Genomic DNA, 23,426 nt, shown 5'->3' on the forward strand with positions numbered 1-23,426 from the left:
TGCGGTGAGCGGTTAAAAAATGAGCAGATTTATCAGCGGTTTTGCGTTCTTATGAACATAAAGTGCGATCTGCGTCACCAGTATGCACCGAAACAGTGCGTAACATAAATGTGATTTCCAGGCCTTGATGTTTAAGTTTGTTGAATTTTGCTAACAGTAATTGACATAAAAAAGGCCAGCTTGCGCTGGCCTCTGAGGTTTATAACCGAAAAATTTAGAATGTCGCGTTGCGCGGGGTTCGCGGGAACGGAATGACATCGCGGACGTTCTGCACGCCGGTTACGTAGGCAATCAGACGTTCGAAGCCCAGACCAAAGCCGGAGTGCGGCACGGTGCCATAGCGGCGCAGGTCGCGATACCACCAGTAGTCTTCTTTGTTGAGCCCCATCTCTGCCATACGTGCGTCCAGCACGTCGAGACGCTCTTCACGCTGGGAACCACCGATGATCTCACCGATGCCCGGCGCCAGGACGTCCATTGCCGCGACGGTTTTACCGTCTTCGTTAAGGCGCATGTAGAACGCCTTAATGTCTTTCGGGTAGTTTTTCACCACGACCGGCGCTTTGAAGTGCTCTTCGGCCAGATAACGTTCGTGCTCGGAGGAGAGATCCACGCCCCAGTAAACCGGGTTCTCAAACTGCTTGCCGCAGTTTTCCAGAATAGTGACGGCATCGGTGTAATCCACCTGGGCAAAGTCAGCGGAGACGAAACGCTGCAGTCGGTCGATAGCGTCTTTGTCTACGCGCTCGGCGAAGAACTGCATATCATCCGCACGCTCTTCCAGAACTGCCTTGAAGACGTACTTGAGCATCGCTTCTGCCAGACCTGCAACATCATTCAGGTTGGCGAAGGCGACTTCCGGCTCCAGCATCCAGAACTCCGCCAGGTGACGGCTGGTGTTGGAGTTTTCGGCACGGAAGGTCGGGCCGAAGGTGTAAATTTTCGACAGCGCACAGGCGTAGGTCTCGCCGTTCAGCTGGCCGGATACGGTCAGGAACGACTCTTTACCAAAGAAGTCTTTATCGAAGTCGACTTTGCCCTGATCGTTACGCGGCAGGTTTTCCAGATCCAGCGTCGACACGCGGAACATTTCGCCGGCGCCTTCGGTATCGGAAGCGGTGATCAGCGGGGTGGAAACCCAGAAGAAGCCCTGTTCGTCGAAGAAACGGTGCAGCGCCTGCGCCAGGGTATGACGCACGCGAGCTACCGCGCCAATCAGGTTGGTGCGCGGACGCAGGTGCGCCACTTCACGCAGATACTCGATGCTGTGGCGCTTGGCCGCCATCGGGTAGGTGTCCGGGTCTTCCACCCAGCCGGTCACTTCCACGCTGGTCGCCTGGATCTCAAAGCTTTGACCCTGACCCTGGGAAGCCACGACTTTACCGGTGACAATCACCGAGCAACCGGTGGTCAGACGCAGCACTTCCTGATTGTAATTGGGCAGAGAATTATTAATAACGGCCTGTACAGGATCAAAGCAGGAACCGTCATAGACGGCGAGGAAAGAAAAGCCAGCTTTAGAATCTCGGCGGGTACGCACCCATCCGCGGACCGTGACTTCGCTGTCAACGGCAACGCGGCCCTGGAGTACGTCGGCTACAGGCACAACGCTCATAATAATCTCTCTATGTAGTCCAATAAAAAAGTCTCTTCCCCCTACAGCGGGGGGATATCTATGTTACCTGTCATCTTCCATCAGACAAGCAGAATTCGCACATGGGAGGGAGGATTTCGGAAATAAATTAGCCGCGGGGCCGTTCTTTACCTTCCGTTTACCTCTTTTACGCGAATTATTCGATAATGACCGTCATTTCCTGCTTCGCGTTTTGCATCGATACGATGGTGCGGAAGGATTTGATATTCCCCGAGGCAAAGAAGAGCTCACGGGTCAGGGCTTCGTATTCCGCCATATCGCGGACGTTGATCACCAGCAGAAAATCGAAGTCGCCGGTGACGTAATAAACCTGCTGCACCTGCGGGCAACTGACAAACCGCTGTTTATCCTCTTCAAGTAGGTCAAGGCGTTCATTCTCGATCGTAACCTGCACCATGATAGTGGTTGGACGGCCCACTTTACTGGCATCAACCACGCTCACGCTGCCTTTAATGATGCCAGCCTCTTCCAGCGCGGCAATTCGCCGGTTGACCGCCGAGGCGGAAAGACTGACGCGATCGGCGATTTCCCGCTGCGACAGGCGATTGTTGCGCTGTAGCAGGGTGAGAATTTTTTTATCCCAACTATCCAGTTTCATTATCTTTGTCGCCCTAAATACCTGTGATCGGCCTCACGCATGCAACTTTGTTGCGTGAAAGAGGTGAATCAGAGTGAAAATTGCGAAGCTATGGGCAATTTTGCGCCATTTAACCATCGGCGGCAGTGTACCATCTCAGACAGTGGTAAAGCGTGAAATCGCTACAGAAAACCACTGACGTTATTTCTATAGCCTAAATAATTCGAGTTGCAGAAAGCCAACACACATGCAACTTGAAGTATGACGGGTATACATCGATTTATTCGACCATCTCTTTATTGGCCGCGCGGATCCCTGCGCCCTTTATTTGGCCGGGCTGGTCGTTGATTAATTCATCGTCGTACGACGATATGGATAAAAGGTTTATTTATGACGGACACGATTAAATATCAACTCAACGCCCGGCATCTGCCGTATGAACAGGGGGCGGACCTCAGTCTGCTCAATGAAAGCGTTGGCGACGAAGTGCTGGCATTCCATCAAAAATTCCCCGCCTATCGGGTAACGCCACTGCGAAAGTTGGATTATTTAAGCCAGCGTCTCGGGCTGGGATCGTTGCATATAAAGGATGAAGCGCAGCGTTTCGGCCTTAACGCCTTTAAAGGATTAGGCGGTTCTTATGCGATGGGAAAATATCTCGCGGAACAGCTTGGGCGCGATATTAATACTTTGAGCTTTAGCGATCTTAATTCACCAGAAATCAAAGCCCGTATTAAAGATATTGTGTTTGTCACCGCTACCGATGGCAACCACGGCCGTGGCGTGGCGTGGGCGGCGGAGCAGCTTGGGCTACGGGCGGTTGTTTATATGCCTAAAGGTTCCTCGCCGGTCCGCGCGCAGAATATTCGCCAGCATGGCGCTGAGTGCACAATAACCGAACTCAATTATGACGATACCGTCCGTCTGGCGGATAAAACCGCCAAAGAGCAGGGTTGGGTACTGCTGCAGGACACCGCCTGGCAGGGCTATGAACAGATCCCTACCTGGATCATGCAAGGTTATATGACGCTCGCCGTTGAAACCTGGCAGCAGTTGGCGCAAAGCGGCGCCAGGATGCCTACGCATCTGTTTTTACAAGCCGGCGTCGGCTCTTTTGCCGGCAGCATTATGGGGTATTTCGTTGAGAAGATGCAGCAGAATGCGCCGACAATAGTGATCCTTGAACCGCATAAAGCGAACTGCCTGTACCGTTCGGCAACCATCAATGACGGGCAACCGCACAGCGTCGGCGGCGACATGGCGACGTTAATGGCCGGCCTTGCTTGCGGCGAACCCAATATCACCAGTTGGCCGATGCTGCGTGACCATGCCCGTTGTTTTATCTCTGCCGATGATTGTCTTGCCGCTAACGGCATGCGCCTGCTGGCCGCGCCGCGGCCAGGTACCGATGAACCCTTTATCTCCGGCGAATCCGGCGCCATCGGCGCGGGAGTGCTTTATGCGCTGATGACTCAGCCGGAATACCGCGAACTTGCCGAAGCGCTGCGGCTGAATGCTGATGCGCAGGTCCTGTTAATCAGCACTGAAGGAGATACGTCCCCGGATGTCTATGAAGACATCGTCTGGTTTGGCCGTAATGGCTAATCGCCATCGGCAATAACAAGAGGGCCATCTTACCTACCCTACGAGCCCTCGGTATGACATGCGTTCTGACTAATAACGAAAACATACGCGGATTCGCGTAATGCATAGAGAGAACCTGACCGATGAATACTGAAAATGCTGTGACAGAAAGAGGATGTTGCGATGCCGCAAAGTGGCATAGCGAAGATACCGTGTGGGTGCTTGGCCTGTTCGGCACGGCAATTGGCGCCGGGGTGTTGTTTCTGCCGATTAACGCCGGAATTGGCGGTTTTTGGCCGCTGCTTATCGTTTTTGCTCTCGCTTTTCCCATTACTTATCTGGCGCATCGCGGGCTGGCACGATTTATTTATTCTTCCAACACGCCGGAAAGCACGATCACCGATGTCATTGGCGAGCATTTTGGCGCGCTAGCGGGGAAGGTGTTTACCGTTATCTATTTCTTCGCTGTGTACACCATTTTGATTATGTATGCGGTAGCCATTACGAATACTGCGCAAAGTTTTATCAGCCATCAACTGGGGCTGGCGGAGCCGCCGCGGGCAGTGGTGTCGATTGTGCTGATCCTCGGGCTGATGTTTATTGTCCGCCTCGGGCAGCGTTTGATTATGCGCGTGATGAGCACCCTGGTTTATCCCTTCATTATTTCACTTATTTTTATGGCGCTGTTTTTGATCCCGCACTGGAACGGCGCGATTTTGCACACCGTGAGCTTCAGCGCAATGGGCGATGGGCGCGGCATTTTACTGACGCTGTGGATGACTTTTCCGGTGCTGGTTATGTCGTTTAACCACTATCCGATCGTCTCGCCGATGGTCGTACGCCAGAAGCAGCGCTACGGACTCGCGCTTGCCGAGCGCAAATGCGCGCAGATCCAGCGCTATGGCATTCTCTTAATGACCGTGGTGGTGCTATTTTTCGTTCTCAGCTGCGTGTTGAGCCTGTCACCACAGCAGTTAGCGGAAGCAAAAGCGCAGAATTTGTCGATCCTGTCGTACCTCGCCAACCAGTTTGAGACGCCGATTATTGCCTGGCTATCGCCAATCATTGCGTTTGTCGCGATTACGAAATCGTTTCTTGGCCACTATATCGGCGCTTATGAATCGCTGCGCGATCTGATTATCGAGGCCGCCGCCGCGCGGGGGAAAAAACCGACTATCCGCGCAGTTGACGCCGTTATTCTGGTTTTTATGGTCCTCACCTGCTGGTTCGCCGCCTATAAGAACCCAAGCATCCTCGGTATTATCGAGTGCATCAGCGGCCCGACCGGGGCTGCGATTCTACTGCTGTTGCCGATGTATGCCATTCATAAGTTACCGGTGCTGGCGCCGTATCGCGGCAAAGCCAGCAACGTTTTCGTCACCCTGATTGGGTTAATTACCGTATCCGCCATTTTTTACGGCATGTTCCAGTAACCCCGAACAATAGCGAGATGTTTTATGAGTCATGATCTACAGATAAACGGCCAGCGGCTGATCGATTCCCTGTTTGCGCTTGGTGAATGCGGCGCGTTGGAAGGCGGCGGCGTCTGCCGCCTTGCGGCGACCGCGGAAGATAAAGCCGGTAGGGACTTTGTTGTTGCCCGGATGAACGCGCTGGGGCTGACTATCTATATCGATGCTATCGGCAACGTTACCGGTGTTTATCGCGGAGAAGAGGCGCTACCGATGGTGATGATGGGGTCGCATATCGACACCGTGGGTACTGGTGGCCTGTACGATGGCAACTACGGCGTGATGGCCGGTCTCGAGGTGATTGCCACCCTTCAGGATGCCGGGATTCGTCCGCGACGTCCGTTAGCCGTAACCTTCTTTACTAATGAGGAGGGGGTGCGATTCCAGCCCGATATGATGGGAAGCGTGGTGTTTGCCGGGGAGTATCCACTGGCGCAGGCCCTGGCGGCAAAAGACCACAATGGCATTACTCTTGACGAGGCGCTGCGGGAGATTGGCTATAAAGGCGAACATCAGCCGGGCAATCTGCCGGTAGATAGCTACGTCGAACTACATATCGAACAGGGACCTATCCTCGATAAGGAACGGATTGATATCGGCGTCGTCATCGGCGTGCAGGGTATTTCATGGCAAGAATTTACGCTAACAGGCGTGTCGAATCACGCCGGTACGACACCGATGTCCATGCGCCGCGATGCCGGCCTGGCGGCGGCGAAAATCGCCGTTTTTGCCCGTGAACTGGCGATGAGCCTCGGCGGCAATCAGGTGTCTACCGTCGGGCATATCAGCGTTAAACCCAACCTGATTAACGTCATTCCAAATCACGTCGTGATGTCGGTGGATTTACGCAATACCGATAACGCTATCTTAATTGAAGCGGAACGGCGCTTAGCCGAGTTTGTCGCCACAACGGCGCAGGAAGAGGGGGTGGAGATAGCCAGCCGTTCACTGGTGCGTTTTAACCCGGTCATTTTTGCCGATGAAATCGTCAATGCCGTAGAAGCGGAGGCGAAACGTCAAGCCCTCAGTTATCGGCGCCTGCCGAGCGGTGCCGGCCACGACGCGCAATTTATGGCTTCGGTATGCCCCGCAGGGATGATTTTTGTCCCCTGTGTTGACGGCATTAGCCACAACGTCAATGAACATAGCGAAGCCAAAGATCTCATTGCCGGCGCCAATGTGCTGCTGCAGGTGGTATTACAGCGCGCGCAGCGTGCGGCATAATTTTTACAGGAGTGAAGAATGAATCAACAACAGCTAAAGCAGCAGCTTATTGCCTGGCGCCATCACCTGCATGCCAATCCGGAAAGCGCCTTTGAAGAAGTCAAAACCTCGCAGTTTATCGCCGAGAAACTCGAAGCGATGGGCATTGAGGTTCATCGTAATATAGGTAAAACCGGGCTGGTGGGCGTGTTGAAATGCGGCGACGGTAACGGTGTTATCGCCATCCGCGCCGATATCGATGCTATTCAATTGAACGAACAGGGTGAACGGCCTTACCGCTCCACGACCGCCGAACGGATGCACGGCTGCGGGCATGATGGCCATACCTGCATTGCGCTGGGCGCGGCGCAGTTGCTATTGCAGCGGCAAAACTTTAACGGCACCGTCTGTTTTGTTTTTCAACCTGCGGAAGAACCCGGTTATGGCGCCAATGCGATGATGACGGACGGCGTTATCGAGCGTTTCGGCATCGAGGAGATTTACGGCCTGCACAATATGCCGGGTATGAAGGCCGGGACCATCGCCACCCGTGTCGGCGGTATTATGGCCAGCGAAGATAACTTTATTATCCGTATTAAGGGGCAGGGGGCGCATGCCGCCCGGCCGCATATGGCGAAGGATCCGCTGGTGATTGCGGCAGAAATTATTCTGGCGCTGCAGACCATCGTTTCACGCAATATCGACCCGAACGTGCCGGCGGTGATCTCCTGTACGGAGCTTCATACTGACGGTATCCGCAATGCGATCCCCACGCATGTGGAAATTAAAGGGGATACCCGCAGCTACTCGGCTGACGTACAGGCGCTGCTGGAAGCGCGCATGCGGACCATCAGCGAAGCGATTTGCGCGATGCACGGCGCGCAGTGCGAGTTTAGCTATACCCATGAATTCGCCCCGACGGTGAACTGGCAGCAATGCGTTGATGTCGCGGTCAATGCGGCGGTGAACGTCGTGGGGGCGGAAAATGTCGACGGCAACGTCGCGCAGATGATGATTTCGGAGGACTTCGGCGCCTTCCTGCAGGAGATCCCCGGCTGCTTCATCTTTTTAGGTAACGGCGATGCGTCTGATACTCAGGGCAATACGCCGCTGCATAACGCTTGCTACGACTTTAATGATGAAATTTTACTGACCGGCGCGGAGTATTTTGCCGAGGTGATCAGGACAAGATTGCCGCAGTAGAGATGTTAGTCGGCCCGGCAGCGTAACGCCGCCGGGCCGTTTTTTTAACTCGCCTTTTTAATCGGTGGCAGGTCGAACGCCTCGCGCAGGGCGCGGACGAAGGCCTTATCGTGGCAGATGGTTTTCCCCGGGCTGTCGGAGAGTTTCGCCACCGGCTTGCCGTTACATTCCACCAGCTTAATCACGATATTGAGCGGTTTAACCTGCGGCAGATCGCAGGTTAAACGGGTGCCGATACCAAAGCTCAGCTTCACTCGCGAGGCGAAGTGGCGATACAGATCGACCGCTTTAGCGAGATCGAGGTTATCGGAGAAGACCAGCACTTTACTCAGCGGATCGATGCCCAGCTTTTGATAATGGGCGATGGCTTTTTCACCCCATTCCACCGGGTCGCCGGAGTCATGGCGCAAACCCTGATAGCGGGTAGCGAATTCCGGACCAAAATCGCGCAGGAACGCATCCATGGTGATGCAGTCGGTCAGCGCAATACCAAGCTGGTCGGGATATTCTTCCAGCCAGGCGGCAAGGGCCGCCCGCTGGCTGCTGGCGAGGTTCGGGCTGATCTGCTGGTGGGCCTGGAACCATTCATGCGCCTGGGTGCCCATCGGGGTTAAATGTAAGCGACGAGCCAGATCGTAATTGCTGGTGCCGACAAACCACGGCTCCTGCTGCAGACGTTGCACAATGGCCTCTTGCACTTCGCGTGAAAAACGACGGCGGGTACCGAAGTCCATCAGGCGGAAGGCGCGCATATCGAGGCCAGCGGTCATGCTGGCGAAGTCGCCTAGTTTATGTTCCAGCGTGTTCAGTGCCTGATCGACGCCCGTCTCGGGTGAACGATAGCGATGGACCAGCTCGCTTATCACCGCCAGCAGCGGGACTTCCCACATGATGGCTTCACGCCATGGGCCGGTAAGGCGAATGTTAAGCTTGCCGTTGTCATTGCTGACCGTGACCTGGCGCGGGTCATAGCGAAAATCGCGCAGCCAGTCGAGATAATCCTGGCGGAAAAAGGGAAGGGTGGACAGCCAGTGATATTCATCGTCCCGCAGCCTCAGGTCGCGCATGGACTCCACCTGCTCGCGGATCGCGTCGGCATAAATGCCGAGCAGGTCGTCTCCGCGGCAGCGAAACTCCGCCGCCACATGCACATCGCCGTAGCGATGGAAGACAGCCTGCTGCATGTGCAGCTTGTAGGCATCCGTATCAAGCAGCGAGTGCAGTACAGGAGAAGTGAATTGTGTCATGGTGCGCAGTAGCATCCTCTCACTGGAGCGTTCCATCCAAACCAACGCGAAAAAGGAGGCGGAGTATACCTTTATTACCCGACTCTGTCCCGCGATGGCGAGCGATGGCGACGCTGACGGTCATTTGCGAGGCCTAGTTTAATATATTGAACATGGATCACACCACAAGCTTTGCGTCGGGTCGAGGGCATTTCGTGCCGCACGTGTTAACAAAATGTAGCGGTTTTCGTGTTTCACATTGAAAAGATGAAGATTCTGCATAGCGCGATTGACACAACGGGAATAGACTGGGACGACACTTTACCCAAGATGCGAAAGGTTTTTTATGACACAACAGCCCCAAGCCAAATACCGCCACGACTATCGTGCGCCGGAGTATCTGATTAGCGATATCGATTTGACCTTTGACCTGGATGCCGCAAAAACCGTCGTTACGGCCGAGAGCAAGGTCTCCCGCCACGCGGCTGCGTCTGATGTGCCATTGCGCCTGGACGGCGAAGATCTGACCCTGATCGCGCTGCAAGTGAACGGCCAGCCGTGGAGTGACTATAAAGAAGAAAACAATCAGCTGGTGATCGGCGGCCTGCCGGAGCATTTCACCCTGACCATCGTCAATGAGATAAGCCCGGCGGCGAACACCGCGCTGGAAGGCCTGTATCAGTCAGGCGAAGCGCTGTGTACGCAGTGCGAAGCGGAAGGTTTCCGCCATATTACCTGGTATCTGGACCGCCCGGACGTGCTGGCGCGGTTTACCACCAAAATCATCGCCGACAAAGCGAAATACCCGTTCCTGCTCTCCAACGGCAACCGCATGGCGCAGGGAGAGCTGGAGAATGGCCGCCACTGGGTACAGTGGCAGGATCCGTTCCCGAAACCGTGCTACCTGTTTGCGCTGGTGGCCGGTGATTTTGACGTTCTGCGTGACACCTTTACCACCCGCTCCGGTCGTGAAGTGGCGCTGGAGCTGTACGTCGATCGCGGCAATCTCGACCGCGCGCCGTGGGCAATGACCTCGCTGAAAAATTCCATGAAATGGGATGAGGAGCGCTTTGGCCTCGAGTACGACCTCGACATCTATATGATTGTCGCCGTCGACTTCTTTAATATGGGCGCGATGGAGAACAAAGGACTCAACGTCTTTAACTCCAAGTATGTCCTGGCCCGTACCGATACCGCCACCGATAAAGACTATCTTGATATCGAGCGGGTGATTGGTCATGAGTATTTCCATAACTGGACCGGCAACCGCGTCACCTGCCGCGACTGGTTCCAGCTCAGCCTGAAAGAAGGTCTGACCGTGTTCCGCGATCAGGAGTTCAGCTCCGACCTCGGCTCACGGGCGGTTAACCGCATCAACAATGTGCGCACCATGCGCGGGTTGCAGTTTGCTGAAGACGCCAGCCCGATGGCGCACCCGATCCGCCCGGATATGGTTATCGAGATGAATAACTTCTACACCCTGACGGTTTATGAAAAGGGTGCCGAAGTGATCCGCATGCTGCATACCCTGCTGGGTGAAGAAAACTTCCAGAAAGGGATGCAGCTGTACTTTGAACGTCATGACGGCAGCGCGGCGACCTGCGATGATTTCGTCCAGGCGATGGAGGATGCCTCGAACGTCGACCTGTCACACTTCCGCCGCTGGTACAGCCAGTCCGGTACGCCAATCGTCACCGTGCATGACGACTACAACCCGGAAACCGAGCAGTACACGCTGACCATCAGCCAGCGTACGCCGCCGACCGCCGAGCAGGCCGAAAAGCAGCCGTTGCATATCCCGTTTGCCATTGAGCTGTACGATAACGAAGGCAAGGTGATCCCCCTGCAGAAGGGCGGCCATCCGGTACACCCGGTGCTCAATGTGACTCAGGCCGAGCAGACTTTCGTCTTCGATAACGTTTATTTCCAGCCGGTGCCGGCGCTGCTGTGCGAATTTTCAGCACCAGTGAAACTGGAATATAAGTGGAGCGATCAGCAGCTCACCTTCCTGATGCGCCATGCGCGGAATGATTTCTCGCGCTGGGATGCGGCGCAGAGCCTGCTCGCGACCTACATCAAGCTGAACGTCAACCGTCATCAGCAGGGACAGCCGCTGTCGCTGCCGGTGCATGTGGCGGACGCCTTCCGTGCCATCCTGCTGGACGAGAAGATTGACCCGGCGCTGGCCGCCGAGATCTTAACCCTGCCGTCGGCTAACGAAATCGCCGAGATGTTCGCCATTATCGATCCGATCGCCATCGCCACCGTACGCGAAGCGCTTACCCGCACCCTGGCGAATGAGCTGGCGGACGAGTTCCTCGCGGTTTATAACGCCAATAAGCTCGACAGCTACCGGGTGGAGCACGCCGATATCGGTCAGCGTGCCCTGCGTAATACCTGCCTGCGCTATCTGGCGTTTGCGGAACCGACGCTGGGCGATAAGCTGGTGGCGGCGCAGTATCACCAGGCGGATAACATGACCGATGCGCTGGCCGCGCTGTCGGCGGCGGTCGCGGCTGAATTGCCGTGCCGCGATGCGCTGATGCAGGAGTACGATGACAAATGGCATCAGGACGGTCTGGTGATGGATAAGTGGTTTATCCTGCAGTCCACCAGCCCGGCAGCCAATGTGGTTACAACGGTACGTGGTCTGCTGAATCACCGTTCGTTTAGCATCAGCAACCCGAACCGTGTGCGGTCGTTAATCGGCGCTTTCGCCAGCAGCAACCCGGCGGCGTTCCATGCTGAAGACGGTAGCGGCTACCAGTTCCTGGTGGAGATGCTGACCGAGCTTAACCAGCGTAACCCGCAGGTGGCGTCGCGTCTGATTGAGCCGTTGATTCGTCTGAAGCGTTATGATGAGAAACGCCAGGCGCTGATGCGCGCCGCGCTGGAGCAGTTGAAGGGGCTGGAGAATCTCTCCGGCGATCTGTTCGAGAAAATCAGTAAGGCGCTGGCGTAACGGCCGCAAAATCCCCGGTTGCGCTCTCGCTTACCGGGGCTACAGCGCTGTGCGATTTGGTAGCCCGGCCGAGCGAAGCGCGGGCCGGGGACGTTAGTTAGCCATGACTAAACAAACGCGGTGCGCTCTCGCTCTTGCCGCGTTTCATCACCCGATCCAGCACCTCTGCCTCCAGCTCGGCCAGCTTCGCCGACCCGGTGCGCCGCGGTCGCGGAATATCCACGTTCAAATCGAGGCCAATTTTCTTCTCTTCAATTAACAGCACCCGGTCGGCCATGGCCACCGCCTCACTGACGTCGTGCGTGACCAGCAGGACCGTAAAGCCATGCTCCTGCCACAGGGAAACGATCAGCTCCTGCATTTCCAGACGGGTGAGGGCATCCAGCGCCCCCAGCGGTTCGTCCAGCAGCAGCAGGCGCGGGCGATGGATCAGCGCGCGGGCCAGCGCAACGCGCTGCTTTTGCCCGCCCGACAGCGCCGCCGGCCACTCCTGCGCGCGGTTCTCGAGTCCGACGCTGGCCAATGCCTGTAGGGCGGCGTCGCGCCAGGCGCCTTTTAACCCCAGCCCCACGTTATCAATCACCGTTTTCCACGGCAGCAGGCGCGCATCCTGAAACATCATCCGGGTGTCGTCCTGGATCGCCGCCAGCGGCGTCGCGCCCGCCAGCAGCTCGCCGGCGTTCGGTTTTTCCAGACCCGCCAGCAGGCGCAGCAGGGTACTCTTGCCGCCGCCGCTGCGGCCCACCACCGCCACAAACTGGCCGCTGGGAATATGCAGATCCAGCTCGTTAAGAATAGTGTTATCGCCATAGCGTTTCGTCACCCCGTTCAGCAGCAACGGGATACCTGGGTTCAGACGGGCAGTGTTCATGCGTTAGCCTCCTGAAGATGATACGCCGGGTTCCAGCGCAGCCAGAGCCGTTCCAGCAGCTGGGCGCAGACGTCGGCCAGTTTGCCAAGGATGGCGTAAAGAATGATGGCGACCACCACCACGTCGGTTTGCAGAAATTCACGCGCGTTCATCGCCAGATAGCCGATACCGGCATTCGCTGAAATGGTTTCGGCAACAATAAGCGTCAGCCACATCAGGCCAAGAGCGAAACGCACGCCGACCATAATTGAGGGCAGGGCGCCGGGTAAAATCACGTGACGGAACAGCGCGAAGCCGGATAAACCATAGCTGCGCGCCATCTCCACCAGCCCACGGTCGATATTACGGATCCCATGCCAGGTGTTGATATAGATCGGGAACAGGGTGCCCAGCGACACAAGGAAGATCTTGGCGGTCTCGTCGATGCCGAACCACAAAATCACCAGCGGGATCAGCGCCAGATGCGGCACATTACGCAGCATCTGGATCGAGGTGTCCAGCAGACGCTCGCCCCAGCGTGACAGGCCGCTGATCAGGCCGAGCACCAGCCCGATGGAGCCGCCGATGGCGAAGCCGACCAGCGCCCGCCACGAGCTGATGGCCAGATGCTGCCACAGCTCACCGCTGGCCGAGAGCGTCCAGAACGCTTTCAATACCCCCTCCGGCGAGGGCAGTACCCGTGTCGACAGCCAGCCAACGGACGAGGCCAACTGCCAGACAATGACCGTCCCTACCGGCAGCAGCCAGGGGGCGAGGCGTAACAACAGGGGATGGGTTGATTTTGCCATCAGTGCCTCCTCAGCTTTGCGCCACTTTACGCGGGATAAACTCGTTGGCGACCGCTTCCCCCTGCAGGCGCAGATTTTGCGGCTGCGGGATAGACGGCACGGCGACGTCGAGCAGGGGGAACAACAGCTCGCCGACCCGATACGCCTCTTCCAGATGCGGATAGCCGGAGAAGATAAAGCTATCGATCCCCAGCGCAGCGTATTCATTGATTCGTTCGGCAACGGTGGCGGCATCGCCCACCAGCGCGGTACCGGCGCCGCCGCGCGCTAAACCGACACCGGCCCACAGGTTAGGGCTGATCTCGAGCTGATCGCGTCGACCGTTATGCAACGCCGCCATTCGCTGTTGACCGACCGAGTCGGTTCTGGCGAAGGCTGCCTGGGCGCGGGCGATAGTTTCATCATCAAGGTGGGAGATAAGGCTGTCCGCGGCCTGCCAGGCTTCCTCGTTGGTTTCCCGCACGATCACGTGCAGACGGATGCCAAAACGCACCCGGCGTCCATGCCGGGCCGCTTTCTCCCGGACCTGAGCAATCTTCTCTGCCACCTGTTTCGGTGGTTCACCCCAGGTGAGATAGAGATCGACCTGCTCAGCGGCCAGATCCTGCGCCACCTCAGACGAACCGCCGAAATAGAGCGGTGGACGGGGCTGCTGTAGCGGCGGGAACAGCAGTTTGGCATCGCGAACGCGCTGATGCTTGCCGTTAAAGGTGACGGTTTCTCCCTCCATCAGCTTGCGCCAGATGTGGGTAAATTCAGCCGAGGCCTCATAGCGCTCGGTGTGGTCGAGGAAGACGCCGTCTCCTGCCAGCTCGGCGGGATCGCTGCCGGTGACCAGATTGAACAGCGCCCGGCCGTTTGACAGTCGGTCCAGGGTCGCCGCCTGGCGGGCGGCTACCGTCGGCGACACCACGCTAGGCCTGAGGGCGACAAGAAATTTCAGCCGTTGCGTCACCGGGATCATCGAGGCCGCAACCAGCCAGGCATCTTCACATGAGCGTCCGGTCGGGATCAGTACGCCGGTGAACCCCAGCCGATCCGCCGTCTGCGCGATTTGCTGCAGATAGCCGTAATCGACCGGACGGGCGCCCTCTTCGGTGCCCAGATAACGACCATCACCATGGGTCGGTAAAAACCAGAACATATTCAGACTCATGATTTCGCTCCTTGTGCGGCGGCGGGCTGCCAGATACGGGCCCGGATATCAACTTTTTTCGGCACCAGCTTGTTCTCATAGAACAGGTCGGCCGTTTGCTGCTGGCGAGCGGCCGTTTCGGCGCTCACCGGGGTCACTGAGGTGGGGGGACGATGGTCCAGATAGCTGGCGATCACCGCTTCCGGTAATCCCATCGTTTTCGCCAGCAGCGTAATGCTTTGCGCGCGCTGGCTATGGGTCAGGGCATCGGCCTGAGTAAAGGTGTCGAGTACGCCTTCAATGAAAGCGCCATTGCGTTCAGCGTAGGGCCGGGAAGCAAGATAGAACGATCCCGTCTGTTTCAGATCGGTTCCGTCAGTGAGCACCCGGGCGCCGCCCTGCAGCAGCGCGGCGGAGTAGTACGGATCCCAGATGGCCCAGGCGTCGACATTGCCCTGCTGGAAGGCGGCGCGCGCATCGGCGGGGGCAAGGTAAACCGGCTGAATATCGCTAAATTTCAGGCCCGCCAGCTGCAGGGCGCGCAGCAGCAGATTGTGGGAGCTGGAGCCTTTCTGGAAAGCGACCTTTTTCCCTTTTAATTCGGCAACGTTGTGAATGGGACTGCCTTGCGCTACCAGGATGACTTCCGCTTTGGGCTTGGGCGGCTCCGAACCGATATAGACCAGATCGGCGCCCGCCGCCTGAGCAAAGATAGGCGGAATGTCGCCAGTGCTGCCGATATCGATGCTGCCGACGTTCAGCGCCTCCAGCATCTGGGGGCCGGCCGGGAATTCAATCCACGAGATATGGGTGCCCGGATAGCGCTGCTCCAGCAGCTGGTGGCTCTTCGCCAGCACCATGCTGACGCTGCCTTTCTGATAACCAATGCGCAGGGCATCGGGCGCCGCCGGGGCGGCGTGGCCCAGCGCAGAGAACAGCAGCAGTCCGCCGAGGGTCAGCGCGCGGAGAGGATTAAACATGTTCCACCCCACGCAGAGACGTTAACGACGGGGCTCGGCTGCTGGGACGATGCAGCGCCTGCCAGAAGGTCTCCAGGGACTCATCCAGGCGCCGCTGCAGGTTAGGGGTGAACTGCGGCTTATGCTGGTAATCCGTGACCTGGCTGTCATCGGCGAAGACGCCATGGAGGATCTCCTGGGCCTTCAGGGCATTCAGGACGGGTTTCAGAGCGTAGTCCACCGCCAGCATGTGGGCGATGGTGCCGCCAGTGGCCAGCGGTAGCACGATTTTGCCCTCCAGCGCGCGCTCAGGAAGCAGATCGAGCAGGGTTTTCAGGGCGCCGGAAAATGAGGCTTTATACACTGGCGTGGCGATAATCAGACCGTCGGCCCCGGCCAGTTGCTCGTTGAGCGTTTGTAGCGCCGGGTTGTCAAAGCGAGCGTACAGGAGGTCTTCCGGGGCAAAGTTCTGCAGATGCCAGTGGCAGACTTCGATATCGGCGGCGGTGAGCGTCTCTCTGGCATATTCCAGCAGGGCGCTGGAACGGGAAGGGTAACGCGGGCTGCCCGCAAGCGTAATGACGCGCATCTCTCTCTCCTTATAACTAAATGTTTGCATTTATCTATAATTGATAACATTTGCAGTGAGTGTGACAGAGCACCATTATTTCCCTAAATGATTTATCCACCGTTAGATAGCCGAAAAGCGCATAACGGCGTGGGGAGAGGTAATCGTTTGCGCTGATGGGTGATTTTTTGTCGCAGGTCAATTCCCTTTCAGCTGCGGATCGCACATAATACGCCCCCGGTTTGCACACCGGGAATCCAGGAGAGTTCATGTACTACCCCTTCGTTCGTAAAGCCCTTTTTCAGCTCGATCCTGAGCGCGCTCATGAAGTTACCTTTCAACAATTACGCCGTGTCACCGGGACGCCGCTGGAAATGCTGGTTCGCCAGAAGGTACCGGCCAGGCCCGTTACCTGCATGGGGCTGACCTTTAAAAATCCGCTGGGTCTGGCGGCCGGGCTGGATAAAAATGGGGAATGCATTGACGCGCTGGGCGCGATGGGTTTTGGTTCGATTGAGATCGGCACCGTGACCCCGCGTCCGCAACCGGGCAACGATAAGCCGAGGATCTTCCGTCTGGTGGATGCCGAGGGGTTGATCAACCGCATGGGCTTTAATAACCATGGCGTTGATAACCTGGTTGAGAACGTGAAAAAGGCGCATTTTGACGGCGTGCTGGGCATCAATATCGGCAAAAATAAAGATACGCCGGTGGAGCACGGTAAAGATGATTACCTGATTTGTATGGAAAAAGTCTATCCTTACGCCGGGTATATCGCCATTAATATCTCCTCACCGAATACCCCGGGGTTGCGCACGCTGCAATACGGTGAAGCGCTCGATGATTTACTCTCCGGTATTAAAAATAAGCAACTTGAGCTGCAGCAAAAGCATCAAAAATATGTTCCGGTCGCCGTTAAGATCGCACCGGATCTTTTACCAGAGGAATTGATCCAGGTTGCCGATAGCCTCGTGCGTCATAATATTGACGGGGTGATTGCAACCAATACCACCCTCGATCGTTCTCTGGTTCAGGGAATGAAACATTGCGATGAGACCGGCGGGCTTAGCGGTCGTCCATTACAATTAAAGAGCACCGAAATTATCCGTATGCTCTCCGCTGAGCTGAATGGTCGTTTGCCTATCATCGGCGTGGGCGGTATTGATTCGGTGATTGCTGCGCGGGAAAAGATGGCCGCCGGAGCATCGCTGGTGCAGATTTATTCCGGATTTATTTTTAAAGGTCCGCCGCTGATTAAAGAAATTGTTACCCACATCTAATCTTTTCCTCCGCTGAATCCCACCCAGGGCTTTATTTCCGGCCCTGGTTGTTTTATATTCCCTCACTGTTGCTTATTTAAACATTTTAGACTTTTCTTAATTTTAGAAAATATTCTGCGGCAAGTCGCAACAACTTTGCAGAGGCGTATGAAAGGGGACAGGGGGAAAAATGCGCATTAAACCTGACGATAACTGGCGTTGGTATTACGATGAAGAGCACGACCGTATGATGCTCGATTTGGCCAATGGCATGTTATTTCGCTCGCGCTTCGCCCGGCGAATGCTGACCCCGGATGCCTTTGCGCCGTCGGGATTCTGCGTCGATGACGCCGCGCTCTATTTCTCCTTTGAAGAAAAATGCCGCGATCTCGGGCTATCGAAAGAACAGCGGGCAGAATTAGTGCTCAACGCGCTCACTGCCATCCGTTTTCTCAAACCGCAGATGCCGAAAAGCTGGCACTTTACCGCCCACATTCATCACTGGCAACCCAGCAGCGGCGACGCCGCCTGCGTCTGGCTGAGCGATACCGGCGAGCAGGTGAATTTGCTGGTGGTGGAGCCGGGAGATAACGCCGCGCTTTGTCTGCTGGCCCAGCCGGGTCTCACCCTTGCCGGGCGCGTGATGCAGTTAGGCGACGTCATTAAAATCATGAACGACAGGCTGCAGCCGGCGCAGAGCGCGGTCAGCTACAGCCTGGGACAGGCGGTTTAAGGCGCCAGGCGCAGCGCCGTTTTTGGTACGCAGCTGCAGGCGAGAATGGTGCCATCCCCGGCGACCGCATTTTTCTTTAACGCGCTGACTTCGCCCTCTTCCAGGCGAATGCGGCAGCTGCCGCAGATCCCCGCCCGACACGAATAGGGTACGCGAATGCCCTGTTGCTCCAGTTGCTCCAGCAGCACCTGCTGGTTATTCCCGGTAAACTGTTGACCCTGCCATTCGATGGCAACCGTAGCCTGCTGCTGCGCTTCTGGGGCCGGAGTATCGTCGCTCTCGCCGGCGCCGTAGGCTTTCGCCGGGCCGCGGGCGAGGATTTCGACTTCATCACCTACCCGGATCACCCCGCTGTTGCGGGCAATCAGGTTCTGGCCAAAATCGACATCGCCATTGTCCAGCGCGGTACGAAAACGTTTTAAGGTTTCCAGCGGCTCCCCGGTGGGATGCTTCTGTCCGCGCTCCGGACTGACAGTGGTAAAAATGCAGCGGCTACAGGGCTTGGCGACGTCAAACACCACCTCGCCGACGCGGATCACTTTCCAGCTATCTTCATCCCAGGCCGCCGCGCCGGTGACCACGAGGTTAGGACGAAACTGTTCTATGCTTACGCTGGCAGGACACCGTTGCTGCAGATCGCGCAGCGAGGCCTCGTTAGCCAGCAGGTATGGGTAGCCGTCGGCGAAGGAGAGCGGTACCGCATCGTGGCGCTTCACCCGGCGGGTTAACTGCGGCCCCAGCCAGCGCAGCTGGACATCGCGCTTGAAAAAGCCGCTGAGCCACTGGTTAACGGCAGCGGGCGCGATGAGGGCGGTGAAATGGTTGCCCCAGACTTCGGTCGGCTCGGCCTGCGGGGCGAAATCGCTAAAACGCACCACGGCGCTGCTGCCGTCCGGTGCGGTCAGGTGAAGGCCATCATGAAGCGGCGCCGGAATAAATTTCACCATTTGCGGAAACTGGCGGGCGGTAATAAAGGTCCCGTCGGTTTCGGTGACCATAAACAGGCGATCGAAGGCCAGGCCGCTGATATCAGCAAAGGCATGGGTCAGGCCCATGCCGCGCATGGATTTAACGGGATGAATAAAAAGTCGCGAGAGCGTTACCATACGCTGCCTCCGGGTTCCAAAAATAAGCCTATAACTTTATGACATAGGGCACATATTGGCTATAATGCGCACCAATTTTCTTTAAGTAAAAGTGACGATATGAATTCTCTGTTTGCCAGTACGGCTCGTGGGCTGGAAGAGCTGTTAAAAACTGAACTGGAAGGACTTGGCGCGACGGACTGCCAGGTCGTCCAGGGCGGGGTCCATTTTCAGGGGGATACGCGCCTGCTGTATCAAAGCCTGATGTGGAGCCGGCTGGCTTCGCGCATCATGCTGCCACTGGGTGAGTGCAGCGTGTATAGCGATCTGGATCTCTATCTGGGGGTTCAATCGATTCCGTGGACGGAGATCTTTACCACTGACGCGACCTTCGCGGTGCATTTTAGCGGCCTCAATGACGAGATCCGCAACAGTCAGTATGGCGCATTAAAAGTCAAAGACGCCATCGTCGACAGCTTCACGCGTAAAAACCTGCCGCGCCCGAATGTCGATCGTGAAAATCCCGATCTGCGGATCAATGTCTGGCTGAACAAAGAGACGGCGCATATCTCTCTGGATCTGAGCGGGGAAGGGTTGCATCTGCGCGGCTACCGCGATGGTACCGGTATGGCGCCGATCAAAGAAAACCTCGCGGCGGCGATCGTCATGCGCTCTGGTTGGGCTCCGGGTACGCCGCTGCTCGATCCGATGTGCGGCTCCGGTACCTTGCTGATTGAAGCGGCGATGCTGGCGACCGATCGCGCGCCGGGTCTGCACCGCGGCCACTGGGGCTTTGACGGCTGGGCACAGCACGATGACGCCATCTGGAAAGAGGTGAAGGCAGAAGCGCAAACCCGCGCCCGCCAGGGGCTGGCGGCATATGGGTCGCGCTTCTATGGCTCTGACGTCGACGAGCGCGTCATTGAGCGCGCGCGCCGCAACGCCCGCCGGGCTGGCATCGGCGAACTGATCGATTTTGCAGTAAAAGACGTCGCCCAACTGAATAACCCGCTGCCGAAAGGCCCGTACGGTACAGTGATTAGTAACCCGCCGTATGGTGAGCGCCTGGAAAGCGAACCGGCGCTGATCGCCCTGCACAGCCTGCTGGGCCGGATCATGAAAAGTCAGTTTGGCGGCTGGAACCTGTCGGTGTTCAGCGCCTCGCCGGAACTGCTGAGCTGCCTGCAGCTGCGTGCCGATAAACAGTTCAAAGCGAAGAACGGCCCGCTGGACTGCGTACAGAAGAACTATCACCTGGCGGAAAGCGAAGGCGGCAAGCCGGCGATGCTGGCGGAAGATTTTGCTAACCGTCTGCGTAAGAATCTGAAGAAATTTGAAAAGTGGGCCCGTCAGGAAGGCATTGAATGCTATCGCCTGTATGATGCCGATCTGCCGGAATATAACGTGGCGATCGATCGCTACGGTGACTGGGTGGTGGTGCAGGAGTATGCGCCGCCGAAAACCGTCGATGCGCACAAAGCGCGCCAGCGTCTGTTTGATATTATCGCGGCGACCATCGCTGTGCTGGAAATCGCCCCCAACAAGCTGGTGCTGAAGACCCGCGAGCGGCAAAAGGGTAAAAACCAGTATCAGAAGATGGCGGAGAAGGGCGACTTTATCGAGGTGCAGGAGTACAACGCGCGCCTGTGGGTTAACCTCACCGACTACCTGGATACCGGTCTGTTCCTCGACCACCGTATCGCCCGTCGCATGCTGGGCCAGATGAGCAAAGGTAAGGACTTTCTCAATCTGTTCTCCTATACCGGCAGCGCCAGCGTCCACGCCGGTCTGGGCGGCGCGCGCTCTACGACCACGGTGGATATGTCGCGTACCTATCTGGAGTGGGCGGAGCGCAACCTGCGTCTCAATGGCCTGACCGGTCGCGCGCATCGCCTGATGCAGGCTGACGTGCTGGGCTGGCTGCGGGAAAGCACCGAGCAGTTCGATCTGATCTTTATCGATCCGCCGACTTTCTCTAACTCCAAACGGATGGAAGATGCTTTCGACGTGCAGCGCGATCATATTCGCCTGATGACCGATCTAAAACGTCTGCTGCGTAAAGGCGGCACCATTATGTTCTCGAACAACAAACGCGGTTTCCGTATGGATCATGACGGGCTGGCGGCGCTTGGCCTGAAGGCGCAAGAGATTTCGCAAAAAACGCTGTCGCAGGATTTTGCCCGCAACCGTCAGATCCACAACTGCTGGCTGATTACTGCAGCCTGAAAGGAATAAAGAATGTCACTGATTAGTATGCACGGCGCCTGGCTTTCATTCAGCGATGCGCCGCTGCTGGATAATGCTGAACTGCATATCGAAGATAACGAACGTGTCTGTCTGGTTGGGCGCAATGGCGCCGGTAAATCGACCCTGATGAAGATCCTCAACCGTGAACAGGGGCTGGATGACGGGCGCATTATTTATGAACAGGATCTGATCGTCGCGCGTCTGCAGCAGGATCCGCCGCGCAACGTTGCCGGTACGGTGTACGATTTCGTCGCCGAAGGGATCGCCGAACAGGCAGCTTACCTGAAGGCCTACCATGACGTGTCGCATCAGGTGATGACCGACCCAAGCGACAAAAATTTAAATGAACTGGCCCGTCTGCAGGAACAGCTGGATAACCTGGGGCTGTGGCAGCTGGATAGCCGCATCAATGAAGTGATCGAGCAGCTTGGTCTTAACGCCGACGCACAGCTGGCTTCGCTTTCCGGCGGCTGGCTGCGTAAAGCGGCGCTGGGCCGCGCGCTGGTCAGCGGGCCGCGCGTGCTGTTGCTGGATGAACCGACAAACCACCTCGATATCGAAACTATCGACTGGCTGGAAGGGTTCCTGAAAAGCTTTAAAGGCACCATTATCTTTATTTCGCATGACCGCTCCTTTATCCGCAATATGGCGACGCGCATCGTCGATCTCGATCGCGGCAAGCTGGTGACCTATCCGGGTAATTACGATCAGTATCTGCTGGATAAAGAAGAGGCTCTGCGGGTTGAAGATCTGCAGAATGCCGAATTTGACCGCAAGCTGGCACAGGAAGAAGTGTGGATCCGTCAGGGGATCAAAGCGCGCCGCACCCGTAACGAAGGTCGCGTTCGCGCCCTGAAGGCGATGCGTCGCGAGCGCGGCGAGCGCCGGGAAGTGATGGGCAGTGCGAAGATGCAGGTTGAAGAGGCTTCGCGCTCCGGCAAAATCGTTTTCGAAATGGAGAACGTCAACTATCAGGTTGACGGCAAAGTGCTGGTGAAAGATTTCTCCGCGCAAATTCAGCGCGGCGATAAGATTGCCCTGATCGGCCCGAACGGCTGTGGCAAAACCACGCTGCTGAAGCTGATGCTTGGCCAGCTGCAGGCCGACAGCGGGCGGATCCACGTCGGCACCAAGCTGGAAGTCGCCTACTTCGACCAGCACCGCGCAGAGCTGGATCCGGACCGGACGGTGATGGATAACCTCGCCGAAGGTAAGCAAGAGGTGATGGTTAACGGTAAGCCGCGGCACGTGCTGGGCTATCTGCAGGACTTCCTGTTCCATCCGAAACGGGCGATGACGCCAGTCCGCGCGCTGTCCGGCGGGGAACGTAACCGCCTGCTGCTGGCGCGGCTGTTCCTGAAACCCAGTAACTTATTGATTCTCGATGAACCGACAAACGACCTTGATGTCGAAACGCTGGAACTGCTGGAAGAGCTGATCGACGGCTATCAGGGTACCGTGATGCTGGTCAGCCACGATCGTCAGTTTGTTGACAATACCGTGACCGAGTGCTGGATCTTCGAGGGCGGCGGCCATATTGGTCAGTACGTTGGCGGCTATCACGACGCCCGCGGTCAGCAGGCCCAGTCGCTGGCACAGAAGCAGCCGGCAGCGAAAAAAACGATGGAAGTTGCTCAGCCAAAAGCAGAAACTGTCAAACGCGGCGGGAACAAACTAAGCTATAACCTGCAGCGCGAGCTGGAGCAACTGCCGCAGAAGCTGGAAACCCTTGAGGCTGAACTGCAGACGCTGCAGGAGCAGGTAGCCGATCCCGACTTTTTTGGACAATCGCACGATCGTACGCAGCAGGTGCTGGCGCAGCTGGCCGAGGCGGAGCAGGCGCTGGAAGCCGCCTTTGAACGCTGGGAATATCTCGAAGGATTAAAGAACGGCGCCTGAG

The 23,426-nt window shown here is 57.0% G+C and carries 18 protein-coding genes; 9 read left to right on the forward strand and 9 right to left on the reverse strand.

All coding sequences use genetic code 11. The features are described 5' to 3' along the window. Positions 1-214: 214 nt before the first annotated feature. The gene (gene asnS / locus CWM54_RS01035) at positions 215-1,615 is read right to left on the reverse strand and encodes an asparagine--tRNA ligase (RefSeq protein WP_039103039.1); all 1,401 of its coding nucleotides are present in this window, start codon (positions 1,613-1,615) and stop codon (positions 215-217) included. Positions 1,616-1,790: 175 nt separating this feature from the next. Further along, on the reverse strand, positions 1,791-2,252 hold the full coding sequence (locus CWM54_RS01040; protein WP_045395698.1) for an Lrp/AsnC family transcriptional regulator: 462 nt from the start codon (positions 2,250-2,252) through the stop codon (positions 1,791-1,793). A 369-nt stretch (positions 2,253-2,621) separates the two neighbouring features. On the opposite strand from CWM54_RS01040, the gene dpaL reads away from it, so the two are divergent. From dpaL to CWM54_RS01060, 4 genes are all read left to right on the forward strand, one after another. Then, positions 2,622-3,836: a diaminopropionate ammonia-lyase gene (gene dpaL, locus CWM54_RS01045; protein WP_074386407.1), complete on the forward strand. Its 1,215-nt coding sequence runs from the start codon at positions 2,622-2,624 to the stop codon at positions 3,834-3,836. Positions 3,837-3,958: 122 nt separating this feature from the next. Beyond that, entirely contained in the window at positions 3,959-5,248 is a 1,290-nt protein-coding gene (locus CWM54_RS01050; protein ID WP_074386406.1) for an aromatic amino acid transport family protein, read from the forward strand. 24 nt (positions 5,249-5,272) lie between these two features. Beyond that, a complete protein-coding gene (locus tag CWM54_RS01055) occupies positions 5,273-6,511 on the forward strand; it encodes a Zn-dependent hydrolase (protein WP_100681536.1) in 1,239 nt (412 codons plus the stop codon). 18 nt (positions 6,512-6,529) lie between these two features. Next, positions 6,530-7,693 carry a M20 aminoacylase family protein gene (locus CWM54_RS01060; RefSeq protein WP_100631484.1) on the forward strand — a complete coding sequence of 388 codons (1,164 nt, stop codon included), beginning with the start codon at positions 6,530-6,532 and terminating at the stop codon, positions 7,691-7,693. Between the two features lie 44 nt (positions 7,694-7,737). Here the strand turns inward: CWM54_RS01060 and pncB are convergent, their stop codons facing one another. Continuing rightward, positions 7,738-8,940: a nicotinate phosphoribosyltransferase gene (pncB, locus tag CWM54_RS01065; protein WP_100695676.1), complete on the reverse strand. Its 1,203-nt coding sequence runs from the start codon at positions 8,938-8,940 to the stop codon at positions 7,738-7,740. A 325-nt stretch (positions 8,941-9,265) separates the two neighbouring features. Here pncB and pepN point away from each other — a divergent pair, with 325 nt between their 5' ends. Then, complete coding sequence (gene pepN, locus CWM54_RS01070) at positions 9,266-11,881, forward strand: aminopeptidase N (protein WP_100681534.1); 2,616 nt, start codon at positions 9,266-9,268, stop codon at positions 11,879-11,881. A gap of 97 nt (positions 11,882-11,978) precedes the next feature. Here the strand turns inward: pepN and ssuB are convergent, their stop codons facing one another. Genes ssuB through ssuE form a run of 5 tightly spaced genes read right to left on the reverse strand, consistent with a single transcriptional unit; the run spans position 11,979 to position 16,223 of the window. Further along, positions 11,979-12,752 (reverse strand): aliphatic sulfonates ABC transporter ATP-binding protein, encoded by a 774-nt coding sequence (ssuB, locus tag CWM54_RS01075; protein WP_074386401.1) that lies wholly within the window; start codon positions 12,750-12,752, stop codon positions 11,979-11,981. Then, positions 12,749-13,540: an aliphatic sulfonate ABC transporter permease SsuC gene (ssuC, locus tag CWM54_RS01080; protein WP_008805877.1), complete on the reverse strand. Its 792-nt coding sequence runs from the start codon at positions 13,538-13,540 to the stop codon at positions 12,749-12,751. Before ssuC ends, ssuB begins: the two co-directional genes overlap by 4 nt. A gap of 10 nt (positions 13,541-13,550) precedes the next feature. Then, the gene (gene ssuD / locus CWM54_RS01085) at positions 13,551-14,696 is read right to left on the reverse strand and encodes an FMNH2-dependent alkanesulfonate monooxygenase (RefSeq protein ID WP_061155165.1); all 1,146 of its coding nucleotides are present in this window, start codon (positions 14,694-14,696) and stop codon (positions 13,551-13,553) included. Continuing rightward, positions 14,693-15,655: a sulfonate ABC transporter substrate-binding protein gene (locus tag CWM54_RS01090; RefSeq protein WP_012542306.1), complete on the reverse strand. Its 963-nt coding sequence runs from the start codon at positions 15,653-15,655 to the stop codon at positions 14,693-14,695. The genes ssuD and CWM54_RS01090 overlap by 4 nt, the downstream gene beginning before the upstream one ends. Further along, on the reverse strand, positions 15,648-16,223 hold the full coding sequence (ssuE, locus tag CWM54_RS01095; RefSeq protein WP_008805880.1) for an NADPH-dependent FMN reductase: 576 nt from the start codon (positions 16,221-16,223) through the stop codon (positions 15,648-15,650). The genes CWM54_RS01090 and ssuE overlap by 8 nt, the downstream gene beginning before the upstream one ends. A gap of 248 nt (positions 16,224-16,471) precedes the next feature. On the opposite strand from ssuE, the gene pyrD reads away from it, so the two are divergent. Together pyrD and zapC are read left to right on the forward strand one after the other, a co-directional pair. Continuing rightward, positions 16,472-17,482, forward strand: coding sequence for a quinone-dependent dihydroorotate dehydrogenase (gene pyrD / locus CWM54_RS01100; protein WP_074386399.1), 1,011 nt, complete (start codon positions 16,472-16,474; stop codon positions 17,480-17,482). Between the two features lie 169 nt (positions 17,483-17,651). After that, a complete protein-coding gene (zapC, locus tag CWM54_RS01105; protein WP_100681533.1) occupies positions 17,652-18,194 on the forward strand; it encodes a cell division protein ZapC in 543 nt (180 codons plus the stop codon). On the opposite strand, the gene CWM54_RS01110 is transcribed toward zapC, so the two are convergent. Next, positions 18,191-19,300 carry a YcbX family protein gene (locus tag CWM54_RS01110; protein WP_100681532.1) on the reverse strand — a complete coding sequence of 370 codons (1,110 nt, stop codon included), beginning with the start codon at positions 19,298-19,300 and terminating at the stop codon, positions 18,191-18,193. The genes zapC and CWM54_RS01110 overlap by 4 nt on opposite strands. Before the next feature lie 99 nt (positions 19,301-19,399). Between CWM54_RS01110 and rlmKL the strand changes: the two genes are divergently transcribed. Then, on the forward strand, positions 19,400-21,505 hold the full coding sequence (gene rlmKL, locus CWM54_RS01115; protein WP_100695678.1) for a bifunctional 23S rRNA (guanine(2069)-N(7))-methyltransferase RlmK/23S rRNA (guanine(2445)-N(2))-methyltransferase RlmL: 2,106 nt from the start codon (positions 19,400-19,402) through the stop codon (positions 21,503-21,505). Between the two features lie 12 nt (positions 21,506-21,517). Continuing rightward, positions 21,518-23,425 (forward strand): ABC transporter ATP-binding protein, encoded by a 1,908-nt coding sequence (locus CWM54_RS01120; protein WP_061155159.1) that lies wholly within the window; start codon positions 21,518-21,520, stop codon positions 23,423-23,425. The last annotated feature ends 1 nt before the right edge of the window (position 23,426 follow it).

The sequence above is a fragment of the Klebsiella sp. D-Nf1 genome, assembly GCF_002810515.1.
GTDB lineage: Bacteria > Pseudomonadota > Gammaproteobacteria > Enterobacterales > Enterobacteriaceae > Klebsiella > Klebsiella variicola.